This window comes from Nitrosomonas aestuarii, assembly GCF_003046585.1.
GTDB lineage: Bacteria > Pseudomonadota > Gammaproteobacteria > Burkholderiales > Nitrosomonadaceae > Nitrosomonas > Nitrosomonas aestuarii.
Window position 1 is genome coordinate 247,035 of the sequence record NZ_QAAE01000004.1, and the last position, 22,223, is coordinate 269,257.

Annotated in this window: 10 protein-coding genes; 7 read left to right on the forward strand and 3 right to left on the reverse strand. The window is 43.2% G+C overall.

Annotated features, from left to right (window positions below; translation table 11 throughout):
- Both C8R11_RS05660 and C8R11_RS05665 read left to right on the forward strand, forming a co-directional pair.
- On the forward strand, positions 1-1,878 hold the full coding sequence (locus C8R11_RS05660; RefSeq protein WP_107794839.1) for an ABC transporter ATP-binding protein: 1,878 nt from the start codon (positions 1-3) through the stop codon (positions 1,876-1,878).
- Positions 1,879-1,993: 115 nt separating this feature from the next.
- Positions 1,994-4,396: a Lon protease family protein gene (locus C8R11_RS05665; RefSeq protein ID WP_342352455.1), complete on the forward strand. Its 2,403-nt coding sequence runs from the start codon at positions 1,994-1,996 to the stop codon at positions 4,394-4,396.
- A 16-nt stretch (positions 4,397-4,412) separates the two neighbouring features.
- Here C8R11_RS05665 and C8R11_RS05670 read toward each other — a convergent pair whose 3' ends face one another.
- Positions 4,413-5,996 carry an HDOD domain-containing protein gene (locus C8R11_RS05670; protein ID WP_107794841.1) on the reverse strand — a complete coding sequence of 528 codons (1,584 nt, stop codon included), beginning with the start codon at positions 5,994-5,996 and terminating at the stop codon, positions 4,413-4,415.
- 401 nt (positions 5,997-6,397) lie between these two features.
- Here C8R11_RS05670 and mfd point away from each other — a divergent pair, with 401 nt between their 5' ends.
- From mfd to C8R11_RS05695, 5 genes are all read left to right on the forward strand, one after another.
- A complete protein-coding gene (gene mfd / locus C8R11_RS05675; protein ID WP_107794842.1) occupies positions 6,398-9,862 on the forward strand; it encodes a transcription-repair coupling factor in 3,465 nt (1,154 codons plus the stop codon).
- 422 nt (positions 9,863-10,284) lie between these two features.
- Positions 10,285-12,228, forward strand: coding sequence for a TonB-dependent receptor plug domain-containing protein (locus C8R11_RS05680; protein ID WP_181258172.1), 1,944 nt, complete (start codon positions 10,285-10,287; stop codon positions 12,226-12,228).
- Positions 12,229-12,629: 401 nt separating this feature from the next.
- Positions 12,630-13,289 carry a YfiR family protein gene (locus tag C8R11_RS05685; protein ID WP_244907562.1) on the forward strand — a complete coding sequence of 220 codons (660 nt, stop codon included), beginning with the start codon at positions 12,630-12,632 and terminating at the stop codon, positions 13,287-13,289.
- Complete coding sequence (locus C8R11_RS05690) at positions 13,290-18,203, forward strand: EAL domain-containing protein (protein ID WP_107794845.1); 4,914 nt, start codon at positions 13,290-13,292, stop codon at positions 18,201-18,203. It abuts the gene before it with no gap.
- Between the two features lie 22 nt (positions 18,204-18,225).
- Positions 18,226-19,107, forward strand: coding sequence for an HDOD domain-containing protein (locus C8R11_RS05695; protein WP_107794846.1), 882 nt, complete (start codon positions 18,226-18,228; stop codon positions 19,105-19,107).
- Positions 19,108-19,242: 135 nt separating this feature from the next.
- On the opposite strand, the gene C8R11_RS05700 is transcribed toward C8R11_RS05695, so the two are convergent.
- Together C8R11_RS05700 and C8R11_RS05705 are read right to left on the reverse strand one after the other, a co-directional pair.
- A complete protein-coding gene (locus C8R11_RS05700; RefSeq protein ID WP_244907557.1) occupies positions 19,243-21,234 on the reverse strand; it encodes a TonB-dependent receptor in 1,992 nt (663 codons plus the stop codon).
- Positions 21,235-21,507: 273 nt separating this feature from the next.
- Positions 21,508-21,939, reverse strand: a complete 432-nt coding sequence (locus tag C8R11_RS05705) for a Fur family transcriptional regulator (protein ID WP_107794847.1) — start codon at positions 21,937-21,939, stop codon at positions 21,508-21,510.
- Between the last annotated feature and the right edge of the window lie 284 nt (positions 21,940-22,223).

Below are 22,223 nucleotides of genomic sequence, written 5' to 3' on the forward strand. Positions count from 1 at the left end.
ATGAAAACCGTATTTGGTTTTTTTGAGCGGCTCGTCACCCCTTTTCCACCTGAACACCCGACCGAGCCTCCGAAAGGACTATATCAATTTTGCCGTCATTATATTCGTGGCATCGAACCCTACCTGATTCTGATGGCCTTTCTAACCACCTGCCTGGCCATCAGTGAGGCCATGCTATATGGCATTCTGGGAAAAATGGTTGATTGGCTGGCAGAAAGAAACTCGCAGCAGTTTTTCGATACTGAATGGCCGCTCTTGCTGGCAATGTCGATCTTTATACTAGTTTTCATTCCGGTTATTGTGTTATTGCATTCTCTGGTTATCCATCAGACACTCATGGGAAATTTCCCTATGCGCGTTCGTTGGCTGGCCCATCGCTATCTGATAAACCAAAGCTATGCATTTTTTCAACATGAATTCAGCGGCCGCATTGCAACTAAAGTTATGCAGACTGCGCTTTCTGTACGCGAGACCGTCATGAAACTGCTGGATGTCATTCTTTTTGTAACCGTTTATTTGCTCACCACCCTGTTACTGGTTGTCGATGCCGAACCACTTTTGTGCATTCCTTTACTGATTTGGCTCGTTACTTATATCTGTATCTTGTCTCATTTTGTGCCCCAACTGAAACGTATTTCCACCTTACAGGCAGATGCCCGTTCTCTGATGACAGGACGTATTGTCGACAGCTACACAAATATAACAACCCTCAAATTATTTTCCCACAGCGAACGGGAATCAGCCTATGCAAAAACGGGGATGGAGGAATTCATCGCTACTGTTCATCCGCAAATGCGTCTGGCGACCTGGCTGAATATTTGTGTCTGGACAATCAATATGTTGCTGGTTTTTTCGACTTGTGCACTGGGTATCTATCTCTGGTCGAATCATGCAATAGGACCGGGGGCAATCGCTATCGTTATGAGCCTGGCTATTCGCCTGACAGGCATGTCGCACTGGATTATGTGGGAAGTAAATAATTTATTCGAGAACATTGGTATTGTTCAGGATGGCATCAATACGCTATCAAACCCACAGAATGTAAGAAACGAAGCAAACGCAGACATTCTGAAAGTCTCAAGAGGAACGATACAATTTAAAGACGTATGCTTCTCATACCATTCTGATGAACAAAAATATGATTCTGGAAAAACTGCAAAAACCATTCCATGGATTTTTCATAATCTTAATATCAAGATTGAGCAAGGTGAAAAAGTAGGTATTGTGGGTCGGTCCGGTGCAGGGAAATCAACATTTGTAAATTTGTTATTACGTTTTTATGATCTCCAGCGAGGCACTATTACCATTGACGACCAGGACATTCGACACGTTACCCAGGACAGTCTGCGTAACAATATCGCCATGGTTACACAAGATACTTCACTATTACATCGTTCTGTTCGCGATAATATTTTATTTGGAAAACCGGATGCGACAGAGGCACAAATGATCGCAGCAACTCAAAAAGCGCAAGCGCATGAATTTATCATGGAACTTCAGGACATCAAAGGCCGCAGAGATTATAATGCACATGTGGGCGAGCGCGGAGTTACTTTATCGGGTGGACAGCGGCAACGTATCGCCATTGCCCGTGTACTGCTAAAAAATGCACCGATTCTTGTTCTGGATGAAGCCACTTCAGCGCTGGATTCAGAAGTCGAAGCCAGTATCCAGCAAAGCCTCTATCAACTCATGCAAGATAAAACCGTGATTGCCATCGCACACCGCTTATCGACTATCGCCGCAATGGATAGACTGATTGTTTTGGACAAAGGACGCATCGTGGAACAAGGCACACATGCCATGCTGATCGCCAACAATCAACTTTATTCGCAGCTTTGGCATCATCAATCGGGGGGATTCTTAGGCTTTGAGTAACCTGATACTCCATCGATTTATTAGTGACGTGCGTTCTGCAATCACCCAGTGGCTTGGCTTTTAATAAATTAAAATATTATTTACATTTTTCATCTATCATCAATCAATGTCCGCTATGCTTCTGAAACCCGCCGATCTGCGCATTCAAATCGACTCTGATACACTTGGATTTGCGGATACTTCAGAATTATTACAGTCGCCTTTGTCATGGATTGGACAGGAACGTGCCGAAATTGCCACACATTTTGGACTCAGCATGCAACAGCCCGATTATCACCTGTTTGTACTAGGCGAAGTCGGCAGCGGCCGGTCCTCATTATTGCATCAAGCAATGATTACTGTTGCAGCTAATACTGCCGCGCCTCCCGATCTATGCTATCTCTATAATTTCACCACACCCGAAAAGCCTATTGCCATACGTTTACCGACCGGACAGGGCCGTCTATTGCGCCAGTCACTGGCGCAACTGGTAAAATCACTACCCGATGAAATAGCACGCTGTTTAAATGGTCAGGATTTCAAGATTAAATATGAGCAATTACTTAAGAAATTCAAGCACGCAGAAACAAAGTCATATACTGAACTGAGTTCATTTGCTGAGGAACGTCATTTCTCCATTCGGCGAGAGGCCGAACAAATCGTTTTTACCTTGCTGGACAGTAAAGGAAAAATTTTAACCGAAGATGACTTATTCAAGCTCCCCAAGACACGCAGAACCGAAATTGATCAGGCTGAACAAGAACTGCATGCGGCGATTATTCGATATTTTGAAGAAATCAAACGTATTGAAAGTGACAAGAGAGCAGAACTTGCAGCGTTACAGCGAAATACCGTTGCCCCACTTTTAAATCAAAAACTTCGAACATTACGCAGCAGTCTGCATCAACAACTCAGAAATCACTCACGACTCAAAATATTCCTGAATCAGGTCATACAGGATATTCTGAACAATCTGTCTTTGTTTGAATCAGCCAACGAAGTTGATGACAAAAAACAAAACAATACACTGGATCAAGTATTGTCACGTTACCAGGTTAACCTTATTGTAGATAATTGTGAATTAAAAGGCGCACCGGTCATTGTTGAAGACAATCCACTTGCCCACTTATTGTTTGGCAGCATTGATTATCAGCTTGAAGATGGCAAAATAAAAACCGATTTCATGCGCATCCGCGCAGGCAGCCTGCACAAAGCGCATGGCGGGTACATTTTGCTGCATCTGAATGACCTGCTGACAGACACAGCGGTCTGGGTAAGACTGCGTCGTTTATTACGCAGCAATCGACTACAAATTGATGAACCGATTTCAGCATTGACTGCAAACATGCCGGCCTCTATCGAACCGGAATCAGTAGATATTAGCACCAAGATTGTTTTAATCGGTTCACGGCAGGATTATTATTTTCTGCAGCAGGAAGATCCTGAGTTTATCCGCCGTTTTCGTGTCAAGGTGGATTTTGCCGATGATTTCAAATCCAGCTCCGATACCTATCAAGCATCGTCCATTTTTGTAGCACACATCTGTCACGCAAAAAAACTGCCTCATTTCTCAGCCGGTGCAATAACTCGCTTGTTAGAAGAATCGCACCGCGAAGTGGAAGACCAAACACGTCAGAGTGCAATTTTTGCGCGCACCGAAATGCTGATACTGGAAAGCGCCACATTGTGCAGTGGCCGTGACGGGAAATTAGTTGAAATTGCCGATATCACGGCAGCGCTACATGCACGTACAATGCGTCATAATTATCCAGATCAATGGTTGCAAGATGCCATTACCGATGGCGACATTCTGATATCTTTGCAAGGTAAAACAACAGGTCAATTGAATGCGATCACTCAAGTCGATATGGGTGATCATAGTTTTGGCACGCCAGTACGCGTTACCGCACGAACATTTGCCGGAGAAAACGGTCTACTGAACATTGCGCATGAAGTTGAAATGTCCGGACCGATTCATGACAAAGGTGTGCTCATTCTACAAAATTATCTGTCTGCTTTATTTGCGCATCTTGCGCCACTTGCATTGAGCGCATCCATTGTTTTTGAACAGGAATATGCAGGTATAGAAGGTGACTCTGCTTCCTGCGCTGAATTTTATGCACTGCTATCATCGTTATCGAGAATTCCTGTCAAACAAAACATTGCAATAACAGGCGCATTGAATCAGTACGGCGAGGTCCTGCCCGTTGGTGGTATCAATGACAAGATTGAAGGATTTTTTAATGTCTGCGAAAAAGCCGGCCTAAACGGTGAACAGGGTGTTTTAATTCCGCACCACAACCAAAGACACCTCATGCTCAATTACAATGTGATTGAAGCCGTGGAACAAGGTTTATTCCATATTTATGCAATGAAACATGTGGCCGAAGGCCTGGAATTACTGACAGGGATGCCGTCCGGCATATCAGAAAAAAGGAAAATAAAAAAATATCCAGCTAAAACTGTCCTTGGTTATGCGGAAAAAACACTCATCGATTTTCGATCCGCCTGTCAAACATTACATGCCAAAGCGGACTAACTACAATCCCGTTTCCCTAAGAGCTCAAGGCCATTAGAATTTGTGTTTTTAACAATTTAATTAATTTCATTTCATTGATAGACATGCTCTCAGCTGCAATCATTGAGCGATCCGCGTAAAACAGGCCGATCGGCTTATTTCCAATCACCAGCGGCAAAATCATGAAGCTTTTGGCTTCGGGCAATAACTGTAAATGCCAGCTTGGCAATGCATTCCGGATTTTAGGATCTGTCGCATTCGAAATTGACAAATCAACATTCCTTTTTATAGTCATACTAAACAGATCATTTGATCCATTATCCGGAAAAACAAAATTCTCCTGGATCTTATCATGGTTCAAACCCAGAGAATTACGTGCGCGGAACAGATTTGTCCGGACATCTTTCAAACAAACTGTTACAAATTGAAAACCCAAACTACTATAATAAATTTCCAGAACCGACTTAAATAGTGCATTAATATTATAGTGGCCGGAAGCGATCATTTCCGAGACATGCCTAGCGCCTATTTGAAGCTGGTCCTCTGCACTAAGAGGCTCACCGCCCGGATAACAGTCTTCAATCTGTTTTTTTTGGATATCTGTCATATCGTCCATTAAACGACGATATGACAGATCATCTACGGAACCGGACCGGTTTACTCGATGAACATTCTCATCAGATTCTGTGGCTTTCTTTTCTGGCTGTAAATTTGAGGTGTGACCTGATATAACACGTATTTGCTCTGCTGATTCGTTTACCAACGCATCAAGCTCATTTGCGTCTAAAAGCAATGATTCTCCAAAACGATTCACTAAATCCTTATTTGATGAGGCATTACTCGATATCACATCGCATAATGTCAATAAGGCTGTGCTTTCACTAAATTCTGCGACCTGCTGCATCCATTCAGTACGATTTTTAGGCCGCCTTAAAACTCTCCCGGGCATGATCTTCATTGCAATAATGATCGATTCAGGAATGTTCCATTCCCGTAACGCAAACTCCGTTAACCAGCTAAATGTACATCCAAGCTTTTGTAGTGACGCACGTGCCTCGGAATAGCCCTCTTTTTTGACCAAAATTAATATTTCTCTATACAATCGTTCATCATAGGCAGCAAGTATTAAACGCCCCAGATTCTTAAACAATGCCGCAATAGCGACTTCCTCCGCGTTCGGAAATGCACTTCGTTTGGCCAGACGGCGGCCGATCAAACTTGCCGATAGCGCAAGCATTAATTCATGCCGTACCACCTTAGCATTCTTGCTGGGCATTCCGTCGACCAGGATCATGGCCAGTGCACATGCTTTTATTGTATCCATACCAAGCATCTGAATCGCCTTGGAAATACAGGTAACCGATGACGCGCTTGTACGATAACTGATTGAATTGGACAAACGCAGAATCTTCAGTGTAAGAGAAGGATCCGACAAAATAATATACGTCAATTGTTCCAGCGACTCGCCGTCCGATGAAGCAAGCTGCACAACATTTGATATGGAACTACCGAGCGTTGGCAAGCCGGAATCGTTACATATCATGTCAATCAGCTTTTCTTTAATTGACACAGCTTCATCTTCACTCGAAGAAGCTATGACGGCGGCATTAAGATTTTTCATAAGTGTTCATTGATTCTAGATATAAAATTTCTTATTTTTTCAATATTATTAATCGTGGATACTCGTACAACATCAAGCAATTATCTGATTGAAAATATAAATCTGCTCTGCAAATTTTTCGATTGATGATTATTGTCTATCTTCATACATACAATCGTCACTCTGTTGGCTTTCAACATAACATTTGTTTACGGCATAATAAGGGATAATTTAACAATCACCATGCATCAATGGAGATCATCACCGTTTGCAATACAGCTTCCTCTCCTAAAGCAGATAAAATCAAGAATGCCAGTCTCAGAAAAAGATTGCAATATCAAAATAGCCTATAATAGGCAGCCTTTTGTTCATTGCTGTTTCTTTATTAATGCACAATGAACTTCGAACAAATATCTCATAATATGCAACGCAAGTTTACGCTACCACATCCCGGGTCGATTTCACGTTATTCTGATTTTACAGGCTCCAGCAATGCGCTGTTTTTCGCACAGTTGGCACGACAAACAAAACCTGTCACCATTATTACGGCCACTGCACTGGGTGCACAGCAATTACTGGAAGAAATTCCATTCTTTGCACCCGAACTGCGCATTCATTTACTGCCCGACTGGGAAACACTTCCCTACGATATTTTTTCACCCCACCATGATCTGGTATCAGAACGCCTTGCCACACTGTATCAGGTAATGAATAAATCCTGCGACGTACTCATTGCGCCGCTGACAACTGTGCTCTATCGCATCCTGCCATGCGAATATCTGGCCGCACATACTTTTTTTCTCAAGAAAGGCGAATCACTTGATATAAGTGCTTTACGCAACCAAATGTCTCTGGCAGGTTATACACATGTCACGCAGGTTTTTTCGCCAGGCGAATACAGTATGCGCGGCGGCTTGATTGATCTATTTCCGACGGGAAGTGTGATGCCCTATCGTATTGATTTAATGGATAATGAGATCGATAGCATCCGCACTTTTGACGTTGATACGCAACGCAGTATATATCCTGTGAATGAAATCCGTCTTTTGCCTGCACGGGAATTTCCATTAGACGAAGATGGCCGTTCATGCTTTCGCAGAAAATTCCGCGAAAAATTTGAAGGCGATCCAACAAAAAAACAGATATATAAAGATATTAGCAAGGGAATTGCACCAGCCGGTATTGAATATTATCTCCCTTTGTTTTTCGAACAAACGGCAACCCTCTTTGATTACTTACCAAAAAATACCTTAATCTGTTTGCATCAAGATGTACGTCCGGTATTGGATGAATTCTGGCGTGACACACAGTCTCGCCATCAATTGCTTCGTGCCGATATCAACCGGCCATTACTGCCACCTGACGAGCTGTTTCTACCCGGCGATATCTTTTTCAGCAAACTGAAACCATATGCACGCATTGAAATCCTACCCAAAACCGGAAACGATAAACTTGAGTCAATAGTATCCACCTGCACCTTGCCTTCTGTTCAAGTAAATCGCCATGCAGACAACCCATTCGAACAATTGGGTGCTTTTATCGACAAATTTACCACAACCGGTGGACGCGTTCTGGTTGTTGCTGAAAGTATGGGCAGGCGTGAGTTAATTGCTGAATATTTGAACCAACATGGACTGCACCCGGACATTTGTCAGGAGTACGCGCAATTTATGTCTTGCGCACAACCATTTATGTTGTGCGTTGCACCGCTGCACAGCGGATTTGTGCTCGAAAATGAAAAAATCGCGTTCATTACCGAAAATGAACTCTATGCAGCAACCCACCTACATGGACGGCGTGAGAGAGAATCCCGCCGTCCTACTTCAACCGACAATATTCTGCGCGACCTGTCCGAAATCAAACCCGGCGATCCGGTTGTCCATGAACAACATGGTATCGGTCGTTATTTAGGGCTGATCAGCATGGATCTGGGGGAAAACCGGGAAAGCGAACTCAGCGAGTTTCTATCATTAGAATATGAAGGCGGAGACAAATTGTATGTGCCTGTATCGCAGTTGTACCTGATCGGGCGTTACAGCGGCGCATCGCCGGAATCAGCACCATTGCATAAACTGGGCAGTACTCAATGGGACAAGGCTAAGCGCAAAGCCATGCAACAGGTGCGTGATACTGCTGCCGAGTTACTCAATTTGTATGCACAACGCGCTGCACGCCAAGGCTATGCTTTCAACTTGAAGCAGCATGATTATGAGGCGTTTGCAGAAGGCTTCGGCTTTGAAGAAACAGCCGATCAGGCCGCTGCCATCAATGCCGTTATTGAGGATTTGATTTCGGACAAACCGATGGATCGCCTCATCTGCGGCGATGTAGGATTCGGCAAAACGGAAGTCGCGTTACGCGCGGCCTTCGTTGCCGTCGCTGATGGCAAGCAGGTTGCCGTTCTGGTTCCAACCACACTGCTGGCCGAACAGCATTTCCAGAATTTTTCCGATCGCTTTGGTTTAATCGCGGAACAATGGCCGGTAAAAATAGCAGAGCTGTCGCGTTTTCGCACAACCAAGGAGCAAACAAAAACATTGCATGAACTGGCGCAAGGTCAGATAGATATTGTTATCGGTACGCATAAACTGATACAAAAAAGCGTCAAATTCAAAAACCTGGGTCTGGTAATCATCGATGAAGAACACCGTTTTGGCGTACGCCAGAAAGAACAACTCAAGAAACTGCGCGCCGAAGTGGATGTGTTGACGCTAACCGCGACACCTATTCCACGCACCTTGGCGATGTCACTCGAAGGTTTGCGCGATTTCTCCATTATCGCCACTGCGCCGCAACGGCGTCTTGCAATCAGAACCTTTGTCAGCAGTTTTTCCATCGGCGTCATTCGTGAAGCCTGTCTGCGTGAATTAAAACGTGGCGGACAAATTTATTTTTTGCATAATGAAGTCAAAACTATACAGCTTATGTATGAAAAACTGGCCGGCTTGCTACCTGAAGCGCGCATTAATGTCGCTCATGGGCAAATGCGTGAACGCGATCTCGAACACGTAATGCGTGATTTTTATCAACAACGTTTCAATGTCCTGCTCTGCACCACCATTATTGAAACCGGCATCGACATACCCAGCGCCAATACCATTATCATTAATAACGCCAACAAATTCGGCCTAGCACAATTACATCAACTGCGTGGCCGGGTCGGCCGGTCTCACCACCAGGCCTACGCCTATTTGCTAACCCCGGAAGAACAAGCGCTCACCGCTCAGGCCAGAAAAAGACTGGAAGCCATTCAAGCGATGGAGGAACTCGGCTCTGGTTTTTTCCTGGCCATGCATGATCTTGAAATTCGTGGTGCGGGTGCTGTACTGAGTGAATCGCAAAGCGGCGAAATGCAGGAAATCGGCTTCAGTTTATACAGCGCCATGCTGGATATGGCCATCCAATCACTTAAAGATGGGCATGAACCTGATATGCTGCATCCACTTGGCGTTGCGACTGAAATCAACCTGCATGTACCAACCCTGTTGCCCGACAGTTACTGTCACGATATTCACGAGCGTCTTGTACTGTACAAACGCATGGCAAACTGCACGGATAACGAACAACTCGACGACATGCAAAGCGAATTGATTGATCGTTTCGGACTACTGCCTGACGCAACCAGAGCATTACTCGATTGCCATCGTTTGCGCATCTCAGCTAAACCGCTGGGCATTATTCGCATAGAGGCCAGCACTGAAAGCATTCAAATACAATTCAAACCCGAACCACCAGTCGATCCTGCCAGAATTATTCAACTGATACAAAGCGGTCGAGAATTTTCACTCGCCGGTCCCGATCGCCTTAAAATTCAGATACAGATTCCGGAAGTCAACAAACGTGTTCAGCGTATCCAGCATTTGATTAATACACTCAATAGCGCTTGACTAAAACGTTATTCTGATAACCACAAAACAATTACCCCGGTAAGGGTCGTGACATCTACATTATTTTCCTGATATTCAAACATCACCTGGAGAGTCTGTCCCCGGCCTCCGGTGAATTCTATCTGCCCACTCTTAATCTTATCTTTTCAAAAGAATATTATTTATCATATAGATTGTTGTCACGCACAAAATGGTTAACGTTGTAACCCTAATACTAGAAATTTAATTATTATTGAACTAAATTCTATATGAAGACAATATAAGACAGATTCTACGTTCTACTCTTACTTTTGAACTTTACATCTGTTGATTAATATAGCTGCCATTAAAAATTTTTTACCGCAGCATATATGGCTATCCAATCACCATCCCTCTATTCAAAAAAATCGGCAAAAAGACTTATATACAGTCTGTTTTTTATATTGCTTTTAACGCCATTATCAGTATTTGCCAGTACGGATGTCTATTCGCTGGATTTAGAGCAGTTGATGAATGTTGAAGTGACTACAGTCAGCAAAAAATCTCAAACGCTCATGAAAACTGCTGCTGCTGTTCATGTGATTTCCAACGATGACATTCGCCGTTCCGGCGCCACTTCCTTACCAGAAGTACTACGCGGCGTACCAGGCGTTCAAGTCGCTCAAGTTGATGCCAATAAATGGGCAGTTTCCATTCGTGGCTTTAATGATCGCTTCGCTAATAAGTTGTTAGTCATGGTTGATGGACGCAGTGTCTACACACCATTATTGACGGGTGTATTCTGGAACATGCAGGACATGCTGCTGGAAGATATTGACCGTATTGAAGTGATTCGCGGCCCTGGTGGAGCCGTTTGGGGTGCTAACGCTGTCAATGGTGTAATCAACATTATCACAAAAAGTGCTGATCAGACTCAAGGGACACAAATCACTTTTCTTGGGGGCTCACAGGAAAAAAATCTGAGTGCACGCTATGGAGCAAAGCTAAATGATCAAACAAGCTTTCGGTTATTTGCCAAAGGCAAGCACGTAGAAAATTTTTATGACACGCAGCAATATCAGGCAAATGATCAATGGCGTAATTTTCTAACTGGTTTTCGAGTCGATAGTGAGTTTGATGCAAACAATCAATGGATGTTACAAGGCAATTATAAGGTTGGAACAGCTGACCAGCTTGGAATCACAGAGTTTCTCAGTCGCAACGCAATTGCAAATCAAATTGATTACCAATCTGGAGATATTCTGTTTCGCTGGACAAATCAACAGTCAGAAAACAACAAATGGCGTTTTCAAGCGTATTATGACTATTTTTCTCGCAATAGCCTTAATGTTACGCATGAGGTGAATACCCTGGATCTTGATATCCAGAATCAGTTAAAACTACTGGATAAACATGACGTAGTTTGGGGACTTGGTTATCGCGCTGTTTTCGATAATTTGGAATCCAGTTATATTTTTACGTTTGATCCAAAACAACGTTACACCAGAACCTTCAGCGCATTTGTTCAGGATGACATTCAATTAGCAGAATCGGTGCGGTTTACCCTGGGATCAAAAATTGAACATAACAGCTATACTGGATTTGAGTTTCAGCCTAATGCCCGGTTACTCTGGGAAATCAACGAACGCAACAGTGTCTGGACCGCTGCGTCGCGCGCGGTGCGCATACCTTCTCGTTCAGATACTGATGTCCGGGTCAATCTTGAAACAATACCGAGCAGAAATCCTTTTATACCCCCAACCCTGATCAGCGCTTTCGGAAATAAAAACCTTAATTCAGAAAAAGTTTATGCTTTTGAATTAGGCTACCGTAGCCAGTTGATGCAAACATTCACCTTGGATACGGCCTTATTTTATAACTATTACGATGATTTAGTTGATTTTGACGTAAGCTTTGCAGGCATTGAACAACAACCCGTTCCGGTACATTTGTTAGTTGCCAATACATTTGCTAATCGCATGACAGCTTCCACTTACGGGGCTGAAATAATCACAAAATGGCAGGTTACCAATTTCTGGCAAATAACTTCAAGCTACAGCTGGTTTAAATTGGATGCACAATTAAAAACGGTCGGTTTTACAGATACTCTTTTCTCTAAAGAAAATTCAGACCCAAACCATCAGTTTTCTGTTCGATCAAACATACAACTTCCCTATAACCTGGAATTTAACAGCATGTTTTACTATACGGACCGACTCCGCGCTCACAATGTTTCAGACCAGGCGCGTCTTGATTTAAGACTGGCCTGGTCGCCGACACCTGATCTGGAACTATCAGTCGTCGCACAAAATATTACGAATAAACAACATCAAGAATTCACTGCAAATGATGTATTCCATTCCGAAATTCCGCGCAGTGTATATGGAAGAATAATGCTGAAATTCTGAAAGCTACAGGCTATATAGCTACGAACGCTTATAGACAACAATTTTCACTTTGCTATGACCGTTTACTACAACAAACCGGATGAGTTTAGTTAATAGATATAAAACACTCGTATTATCGAGATCAGGATTTACCAAAGAACTCATTCTGGAACAAACAGATACAACAATAGAATGATTTATTTTCACAATATCATTAATTTTTGACCGATAACTAATTTTAGTATTTGCTGGCATATGTTAATTGATTCTTATAACGCTTTGACCAACCTTGAGTCCAGTAATTGGTCAAGGCGTTTATTCATGCCAGCCAAACGACAAAGAACGTGCAAGAAAGATGGCATTAATAACAACACGGCATGGCGGCTTGGCAAATTCGTCCGGCGAGTCCATTGATTTTGACAATGATTAAATGCCAAGTATTTTATCTGGCAGCGAAACTGACGCAAAACCGCAGTTTGCTCAAGAAAAATTTCTTGCTTATGCATTTGGCTGCAAAGATGCTGCTTGGCGCACATCGACCAGCGTGTGACAAGAAGCCGAAGCTTCACGCATTAATTATATTGTTTTGCGGATTCATCCAGTTGAATTTGCCATCAATAGTTCAAGCTGAGGCATTACCCGAGTATCGGGTTAAGGCGGCTTTTCTCTACAATTTTGCAAATTACACACAGTGGCCTGACGATATTGGCAACAATTTTAATATTTGCATCTATGGCGAGCATTCCTTTGGCGATGAGCTTCAGCAAATGCAGGAAAAAAAAATAAATCAACGTGACATTCTCATCAATTATACAACTCAGATAGAAAGTCTAGCTATTTGTCAGATTGTCTTTATCAGTCATTCATCCACTTTCGCTATAAAAGCAATCCTTCACCATTTGAAAGACAAACCCGTGCTTAAAGTAACGGATAACCTTAACAGAATCCATGATGGCACCACCATCAACCTAGTTGTAACGGGTGGAAAAATTAAATTTGATGTTGATCTGGCCGCTGCTCAAAGTTCAGGTTTAAATCTCAGCTCACAATTACTGCGTTTTGCTAGAGAGGTATATAAATAAATGTATAGTAACGCGCCTGTTACCATCACGCTGCAAAAAAAATTACAACGCATCAGCCTGATTACTCTGAGCTTGGCGATGCTGTTCGTGACGTTACTCGTCATAGCGAACAACTATGCAATAGGATCATATGCCTTAATCGAATCCAGCAGGTCGAAAGCGAAGTTGTTAACTGATAATGCTGCATCGACTTTAATGTTTCAAGATCTCAATTCGGCCCAAACATTACTACAATCACTGAGCAATTCGAAAGAAGTGAGCGCTGCTGCTATCTACAATCAAGATCAGCAAAAATTTGCACATTATTCAGTCAACAATCGTTCATTCCCTGCATCCTTGGCGTTTATGCAAGAGGAAATCATAGAAGATATTCATAACATTACTTTTATTCAGCCTATTCTTTTTAAAGATCAACAGGTAGGGGGTCTTTATCTGGAAATAAGCCTGATTCCGCTTTACTGGCAACTGCTATGGCAAATTCTGCTTACTATCGGAGCTGCAGCCATTTCCCTGTTTGCCGCCTATTACCTGGTACAGCGTTTGAACAAATCGGTATTAAATCCTTTGACTGACCTCTCAGGCGTCATGGAACAGATATCCATTAAATCTGACTACCATGTACGCGCCAATCCCTGCAATATTATTGAATTGAATGCACTGGCCGCTGGTTTTAACAGAATGCTGGATGGTATCCAGCAGCGAGATACGCAGCTGGCGAATCACCTCGACTTACTCGAAGATGAAGTAATCAAACGCACTCATGATCTGGAACAAAAAACCAATGAAGCATGCCATCTTGCTGAAAAAGCCCAGGCAGCCAATAAAGCCAAAAGTGAATTTCTTGCCACTATGAGTCATGAGATACGCACACCTATGAATGGCGTATTGGGAATGACTGAGTTGTTACTGGGAACAAAGCTCAATATTCGCCAGAAACGTTTAGCGGATATTGCTTATCGATCAGCTGAATCCTTACTGGGTGTCATTAATAATATACTGGATTTCTCAAAAATTGAATCTGGCAAGTTTCAACTCGTCACACATGATTTTGATGTGCGCGAACTCTTGGAAGACACGGCTGAAATAATGGCGACCCAGGCACACCATAAGGGCCTGGAACTGGTATTGGATTTGCCATCTGATCTGCACACCATAGTTCGAGGTGATGCAGAGCGCATCCGGCAAGTACTCGTTAATCTGCTGGGTAATGCCATCAAGTTTACACATCATGGTGAAGTGAAATTAAAAGTCGACTGGCTTCATCAAAACAAATCTGAAAACCAGATACATCTGCTGATTAAAGTCATTGATACTGGACCTGGTGTTGCCTCTGATCAACAGGCAATTATCTTTGAAAGCTTTACTCAGGGAGACGGCACCACCACACGCCGCCATGGAGGAACCGGGCTAGGGTTAAGTATTTCCAGACAAATAGTGGAAATGATGGGCAGCGAACTCAAATTGACCAGTTCCCTCGGTCAAGGTGCCTGTTTTTACTTCAACCTTCAACTGGAATGCAGCGCGCAACTGATCCCAGAAAAAGCCGATATTTCCGCATTGCAAGGAATCAACATATTGATAGTGGATGATAATGCTGCAAACCGCGAAATTTTATCTGAACAGCTTAAATACTGGGGCGTGTATTCTTATTGCGCCTCAAATGGCGCTCAAGCACTGAATCATTTACTGGACTCTAAAAAACATAATAAATCATATCATTTGGCCATACTGGATTTCCATATGCCGGAGATGGATGGTCTGACCCTGGCCAAAGCAATTCATGACGAACCGCTCCTACAGCCACTCCCACTGGTAATGCTAAGTTCAGACAACATAACCTTTGATCACAGCCAAAGTGAACACCGTGGTATCAGCTATTATCTGGACAAACCAGTCATTCAACAAAAACTGTTGAAATGTTTGCTGAATATTGTAGGTTCGTTAAATAATTCATCACATAATCGTGCTGAATCACCATCAAATTTTGTCGATATACCTCTACTCACTGGAACAGTACTATTAGCTGAGGACAATTTGATTAATCAGGAAGTAGGGATGGGAATACTGCGTTCAATTGGGTGTCAGGTCGAAGTGGTAAATAATGGACAGGAAGCTGCTAATGCTGCAGCAGACAAAAAATATGATGTGATTTTGATGGACTGCCATATGCCGGAAATGGATGGTTTTGAGGCAACAAGGATAATCCGTGAACTTGAGAATACTCGGAATACACAAGACCATGTGCCCATTATTGCATTAACAGCTGACGTCCAAAAAGGGATAGTAGAACGGTGTCTGGATTCCGGTATGGACGCCTATCTTAGCAAGCCTTTTAACAAAAAACGATTACGCGAACAACTGGAAAAATGGTTGCTTAATGAAAACAAAGAACCAGCCAAAGCCCCAACTATACAAATTCTCTCGAATGACGAGCCTGATATTAATGTCATAAACTCAGACGTACTCGACAGCTTAAGGGAGATCACTACAGAAGCCGGCGAAAATTTACTCACTAAAACAATTACACTATTTCTGCATTCTGCGCCCAAAGATATAGATGCTTTGCAGCAGGCATTAGACCAGCAGGACGCTGCCGAATTAACCAGGATTGCACATTATTTCAAATCAATCTGTGGAAATCTAGGTATACAATCTTTAGCGCAACACGCTGCTTCACTTGAAGCAATTACCAGACAAGGCCATATTTCAGGTGCCGATGCATTGTTACAAACAATAAAATCCAACCTTCCTGGTATCTTATCGGCTTTGCGCCGGGAAATCCCATCATTGCCGACAGAAACGACTAGCCAGCCAATAATAAAAGAACAATTCACGTTGCAAAACAGACGTATTTTGTTAGTGGATGATGACACCAGCTATCGCATGATCACCGGATCGGTATTAAGAGCATCGGCATTTATTGTAGATGAGGCTGAAAACGGATTACAGGCGTTGGAAAAAGTTAAAGTAGCTAAACCTGATGCGGTAATACTTGACGCACTCATGACTGAACTTAATGGGTTTGATACTTGTAAGTTGCTGCGCAGCAATCCCAGCATGAAAAATATACCCATCATTATGTCAACGGGCCTGGGTGATATCGATTCTATCAATCGCGCTTTCGAATGTGGAGCCACCGATTTCATGGTCAAGCCTCTTAATTATCCCATATTAATACATCGTTTGTGGTTTATCTTAAGAGCTGATGGAAACGCCAACGAACTCAGAAGCAGCAAACTACAGCTTTCCACCGCTCAGAGAATAGCGCGTTTGGGCTACTGGGTATGGGATTCGAAAAATAATCACTTCCAAATTTCAGAACAATTAGCAGATTTATGCGGCATTGATCTGCAGACATTTGATGCAAGCCTTGAAGGATTCGTGCGCCTCATCGATGTCAGGGATCAGGAAATAGTTAAAAATATGATCCTGGCGGCACCGTACAATAGAGCCATTCAACATATGGAATATAGACTACAGGGATCCAAGTCTGATTCTTTCTTTGTACACCAGGAGATGGTCAAGATAATCGAACATAATCAGGCCAAAATTACCGGTACGGTCCAGGACATCAGCCAATACAATGAAAACGAGAAACAAATTCATCATATTGCTTACTTTGACAATCTGACTGGAATTCCCAGTAGAAGCTACTATCAGGAACGTATCCAGGCTATTGTCCGCATCGCCAAATATCGTAACGAACAGTTTGCTTTCCTATTTCTTGATTTGGACGGATTTAAAGATATCAACGACAGCCTTGGTCACGACCTGGGAGACCAACTGCTGATCATAATTGCCAAACGCATACAAGAAGTCATCCGAGATGAAGATTTTGCAGCGCGCTTAGGCGGCGATGAGTTTTGTATTCTCTTAAACAATATTAAAGACAGCGAGTCTGTTTCAGATATGGCGGCTCGTTGTCTAAACAAAATAAATATGCCTTTATTTCTCAACAACCATCAAATAAAACCGCGTGTGAGTATTGGTATCGCTCTTTTCCCACGTGATGGAGATGATGAAGTCGCTTTATTGAAAGCTGCCGATACCGCAATGTATGCCGCAAAAAAATCTGGTAAGCAGTGTTATGTATTTTATTCACATAACATGGCTGCTGAGGCAGTTTCTCGCTTGGAAAAAGAGCAAATGCTGCATGAAGCCCTTGAAAAAGAACAATTCTTCTTGCATTTTCAACCACAAATATCCCTGCTTACGGGACGCATGGTCAGTGTCGAGGCACTGGCAAGATGGCAACACCCTGTAAAAGGCATGATTCCTCCAAGTGAATTTATCCCGCTTATAGAACAAATGGGGTTAATCATTGAGTTTGGCAACTGGGTGCTTAAGGCCGCATGTAAACAAATTGCCCAGTGGCACAAGGCTGGCTTATCCTCTTTGCAAATAGCCGTCAACATCTCACCTACACATTTTCAGGATTCCGAATTAATAGAGATAGTGCAAGGTCTGCTTAAGGAATATGACATTTCCGCACAGTACCTGGAACTAGAAGTTACCGAGAGCGCATTGCAGACAAAGGAGCATACCGACATTCTGAAACGACTCAGGCAAATTGGAATAAAAATTTCTATTGATGATTTCGGAACGGGATATTCATGCCTGGCATCATTAAAAGAATTGCCACTAGACTGTATAAAAATCGACAAAGTTTTTTTGGATGATGTGACGGTCAACCCTCATACTTCGGTGCTTCTGGGTGCAATCATTGGTCTAGCCAATGCACTTGACTATACGCTGATTGCAGAAGGTGTTGAAACCAAAGAACAGCTGTTAGTCATGCACGGTTTAGGCTGCCATGTCATACAGGGTTATATTTTCAGCCCCCCTGTCCCCGGCGATAAAATTCCCGAGATGATGGAAATTGACTTTACTCGTGAAATAACCGACTCAAAATAGTCGGCATAGAGAACATAAGATAATGGCTACCGAAAATATAGATCACACCACGTCACCTTTTAATCACTATACTAAGAAAAACACAAACCTGCCCTCATTATCCAAAAATATAAACAGACTATTAAGAGCTTTAAACGACACCAATAGTAACCATCAGCAACTAACAGAAATCATTATGATGTTTCCTGAAATATCCACCCGCTTAATCTTTTTGGCAAACTCCGCATGGGCTTCGCCTGCCAGGCCGGTTACCAGCATTGAACAAGCCTGTTTCATATTGGGTCATTCAATCGTTAAAAGTATTAGTTTTGGTATTTCAATTTCTTCTTGTTTTGACACAAGAAAATGCCCTGGTTTCAAAGTTGATCGCTTTTGGACAACCGCTATACTGGTTAGCAAAGGCACCGGTCTGCTAGCATCCAGACTATCAGACAAAATGGAATGTTATGATTTTGAGCAAACCTTGCAATCTGCCGGTCTATTACATAACATAGGTTTGTTATGGCTCGCTGACAGTTTACCGAAAGAAACCAACAAAGCATTACAAGAACTTGCAACTGAACCCGCATTGACAGTTAATGAAGCACTAATTCAATACACAGGAACAGACTACTGTGAAGTAGGTGGCTGGCTCTGCACTCAGCTAAGTTTTCCTGAAGTACTGAGTGTTGCAATCAAGTATCAACTCGACAACAATTATCAGGAATCGTACTGGAAAATTGCATTATTGGTAGGAGCAGCTGCAAGCATGGTAGCTGCATTATATGATCGAAGTGATCAAGTACCAGAAAATACTCGTTTAAATAAATTGGGTGTAGATTATGTGACACAAGATATCATCTTTAAAGAACTTGCCGACAATTTTGTTAAAACACAAGATTTAGTAAAAAACATGTTTGTATGAAAATACCATATAGAAGAAAATCAGTTCAAAACAACTCAATAACTTTCTTGATTAAACTCTTGGCGAGGAGTTTCAACCATCTTCGGCAGGAATACTAATCAGAAAAAGCCTAATGTGTTATTGCGGGAACACAGATCAGAATGTTCCTCTGATACCCACAACAATCGCCCTGCCCGGTAATGGCGCGACAGCTTTCAGAAAAGACGTATGCACGCGCATATCTTCATCAAGCAGGTTTCTGCCTTGCAAAAACAGCGTGTGATAAGCTGATTCACCACGCTTGAAGCGATAGCTGAGTTCTGCATTCATTAATGTATAACCCGGTGTTTCGGTCTCCAACGTGGCAACACGATTTTGCCTGGTAACACGTGTTACGTTGAAATTCCCCTGCCAGTTCCCTTGGAAATAATCCAGTTCCAGTCCAAAACGCTGTGGCGTCAATCGGGGAATGTTGCCATTATTTTTCAGCCTGCCGTAAACAATATCGGTAAAAAATCGCATATTGAGCCGTTCAGGCAACAATATCATCCGCGCTTCCGCTTCGAGGCCATAAAAATGGGCGCGGGTTTGGGCAAAATCCTGCACCAGAAATGAACCATTGATATCTAACTCGCCTTCATCATTAACGCGATCGGACAACCCATCGCCGTTGCTGTCGCGACTGCTTTGAAAAATATAATCATTAATATGGTTATAAAAGAGATTGATACGGCCTGTAATGAGGCCATCCGTTTTTTGTAGCGAGAGATCAAAGTTATTGGAAGTTTCTTTACCAAGCTGTTGATCACCGCTATCAAAGGTATTAGTCGCAATATGAATGCCATTCGCATACAAAGCATTGATGATGGGTGCACGCTGTCCGCGAGTCGCCGTCAAATCGATTTGATAGCCATCTATAAACGCCCATGCGCCGCCCGCAGATACACTGTATAAATTAAAATCACGCGAAGACAATGCAGCATCCAGAGGACTTTGATTGGCATGCTCCAGACGCCCGCCAAATTCAAAGAGCCAGCGCCGCCATTGATACTGTTCCAGCATGAACACACCTACCGTATGCGAACGTGTTGACGGGACGAAAGCTTCTTCACCTTTAGCTGAAAAATTCTGGTGCTGAAATTGCACACCCAGCACACCCTGCCAACTGGCAATTGGTGCATGCCACAGTTCAATGCGGCCATCCACTTCGTCATTTTTCAGCCGTGTCCCAATTTCACCACTGTCTTCCAGTTCATCATGCTGGTAATCATTAAAATTGACACGCATTTTGAGCTGGTCAAAACCTTTGATAGGATTATCCAGTTCACCCGCCAGACCATAGCGTGTCTGTCCCATATCCACTTTTGCGCCTTCCGGCCCTGGAATGCCGTAAAAATTCTCCAGGCGTGAAACTGACAAGCCAACATAGCCCCGCTCCCCGATGTAGGAAGTACCGACAGAAATGTTGCTGGAATCTATCGCGCTGTTCTTGACTACTCCTAACCCACTGTCTGTATTATTGATATCGGCGCGCCCGGGTATTTTAATATCATTAGTTTTTCTTTTCGCGCCCTCGATACTCCACGAAATCTGGCCCTGGCTGCCAGAAGCACTGAATACTCCTGATCGTTCTTCCAAAGCCGAATTAAATCGTCCCTCAAACTGACCTTGCGTTGATTTAAACAAACGATCAGGCATGCGGCCGGTAATAACATTGACGATACCGCCGGAGGTGCCGCTACCATAAAGCAGTGTTGCCGGCCCGCGCAGAATTTCAATCTGTGATGTATTGAGCATTTCCGTAGCAACAGCATGATCTGGACTGATCACCGAAAGATCACCCATACTGACACCGCTTTCCAATACCCGGACACGCGAGCTGTCCTGGCCGCGAATAATCGGACGACTGGCACCCGGCCCAAAGCTGCTTGAGGAAATCCCTAGTTCACGCGACAACGTATCACCTAAGCCAACCTCACGTTTGCGTCGCAAATCATCTCCTTGCAAAACCTTTTCAGGCTTGACCCAATAGGGTTCAGACTGTTGGTTCGCCGGGGCTGTAACGATCACACCGGGCAGTTCGCTTACATCAATAGTCTCCTGGGCGGAAGCAGCAGGCATATCAGCAGAAATAATCGCCGAAAACAAAATAAATAGTTTTGAAAAATGATCATTACAGTGCGCTCTTGTGATGCTGGATTTGGGGTTTGAGTGCTTCACTTGTTGTTGGGTCGAGTAAATTATCAAAAAATAATGCAACTTTGTTGCATTTAGAGCGCTGCCATTTATCAAAAATTGATAAATGGCTAAATTATCCTTAGAAAACCGACGCGTGACTGATCACGCTGGCGCCGACCCTGTCAATGATTACGGCCGATTATCTGTATCAACTGACACAATCAACACTTACAAACTATTCACTCAAACACATTTTGCGCACAAACCCTTGATCGTTAACTCAATCGCTTGGAATCGATAGCCTGCCGGCAATGTCAAAAGACGCTCTGACTGACGTCCCGATGCCAAATCTTCCAAGCAAACAACCTTGGCACAATTCGTGCACTTAAAGTGCGCATGCTGGTGTGCATAAGCAGCATGATTGACATGAAATCGCCATACATGATCATCGCTTGAAATCTTGTGAATTAAGCCCCGATCCGCGAGCCATTGTAATACACGGTACAACGTAACGCGATCAAGCTGCTGACCGGACATGCGCGTTTCAATTTCACGGTGCGTAATCGCCTGGTCTTCAGCTAGCAATAAGGCAAGAATTCTTACCCGGCTATCAGTAGCCCGGCCACCTTCCTTACGAATCATTGCTTCTGCTGCACTTACATAGGTATTCGGCATGTAGTTAAATCAATGGATTAGCGCTAACATGATATCGCAACACAGTTGCATTGATTGTAACGACTTTCAGATAAAAAACAATGATAATCGTTGCTCTTCAATACGTAGCATCTAAATACTTTGCTGAAGTTTGCATTGACAGCGACTATAACCTTTATTGGCTACAAAATGATTGCCGGGGTCGTGCATGTCACACATTATGGTCCTTACACGCTGATGCTCACAGTCATAACAGGTGGCTGAGTCTATCAGGCTGATATTTCTAGAGGTTTATTGATTACCAT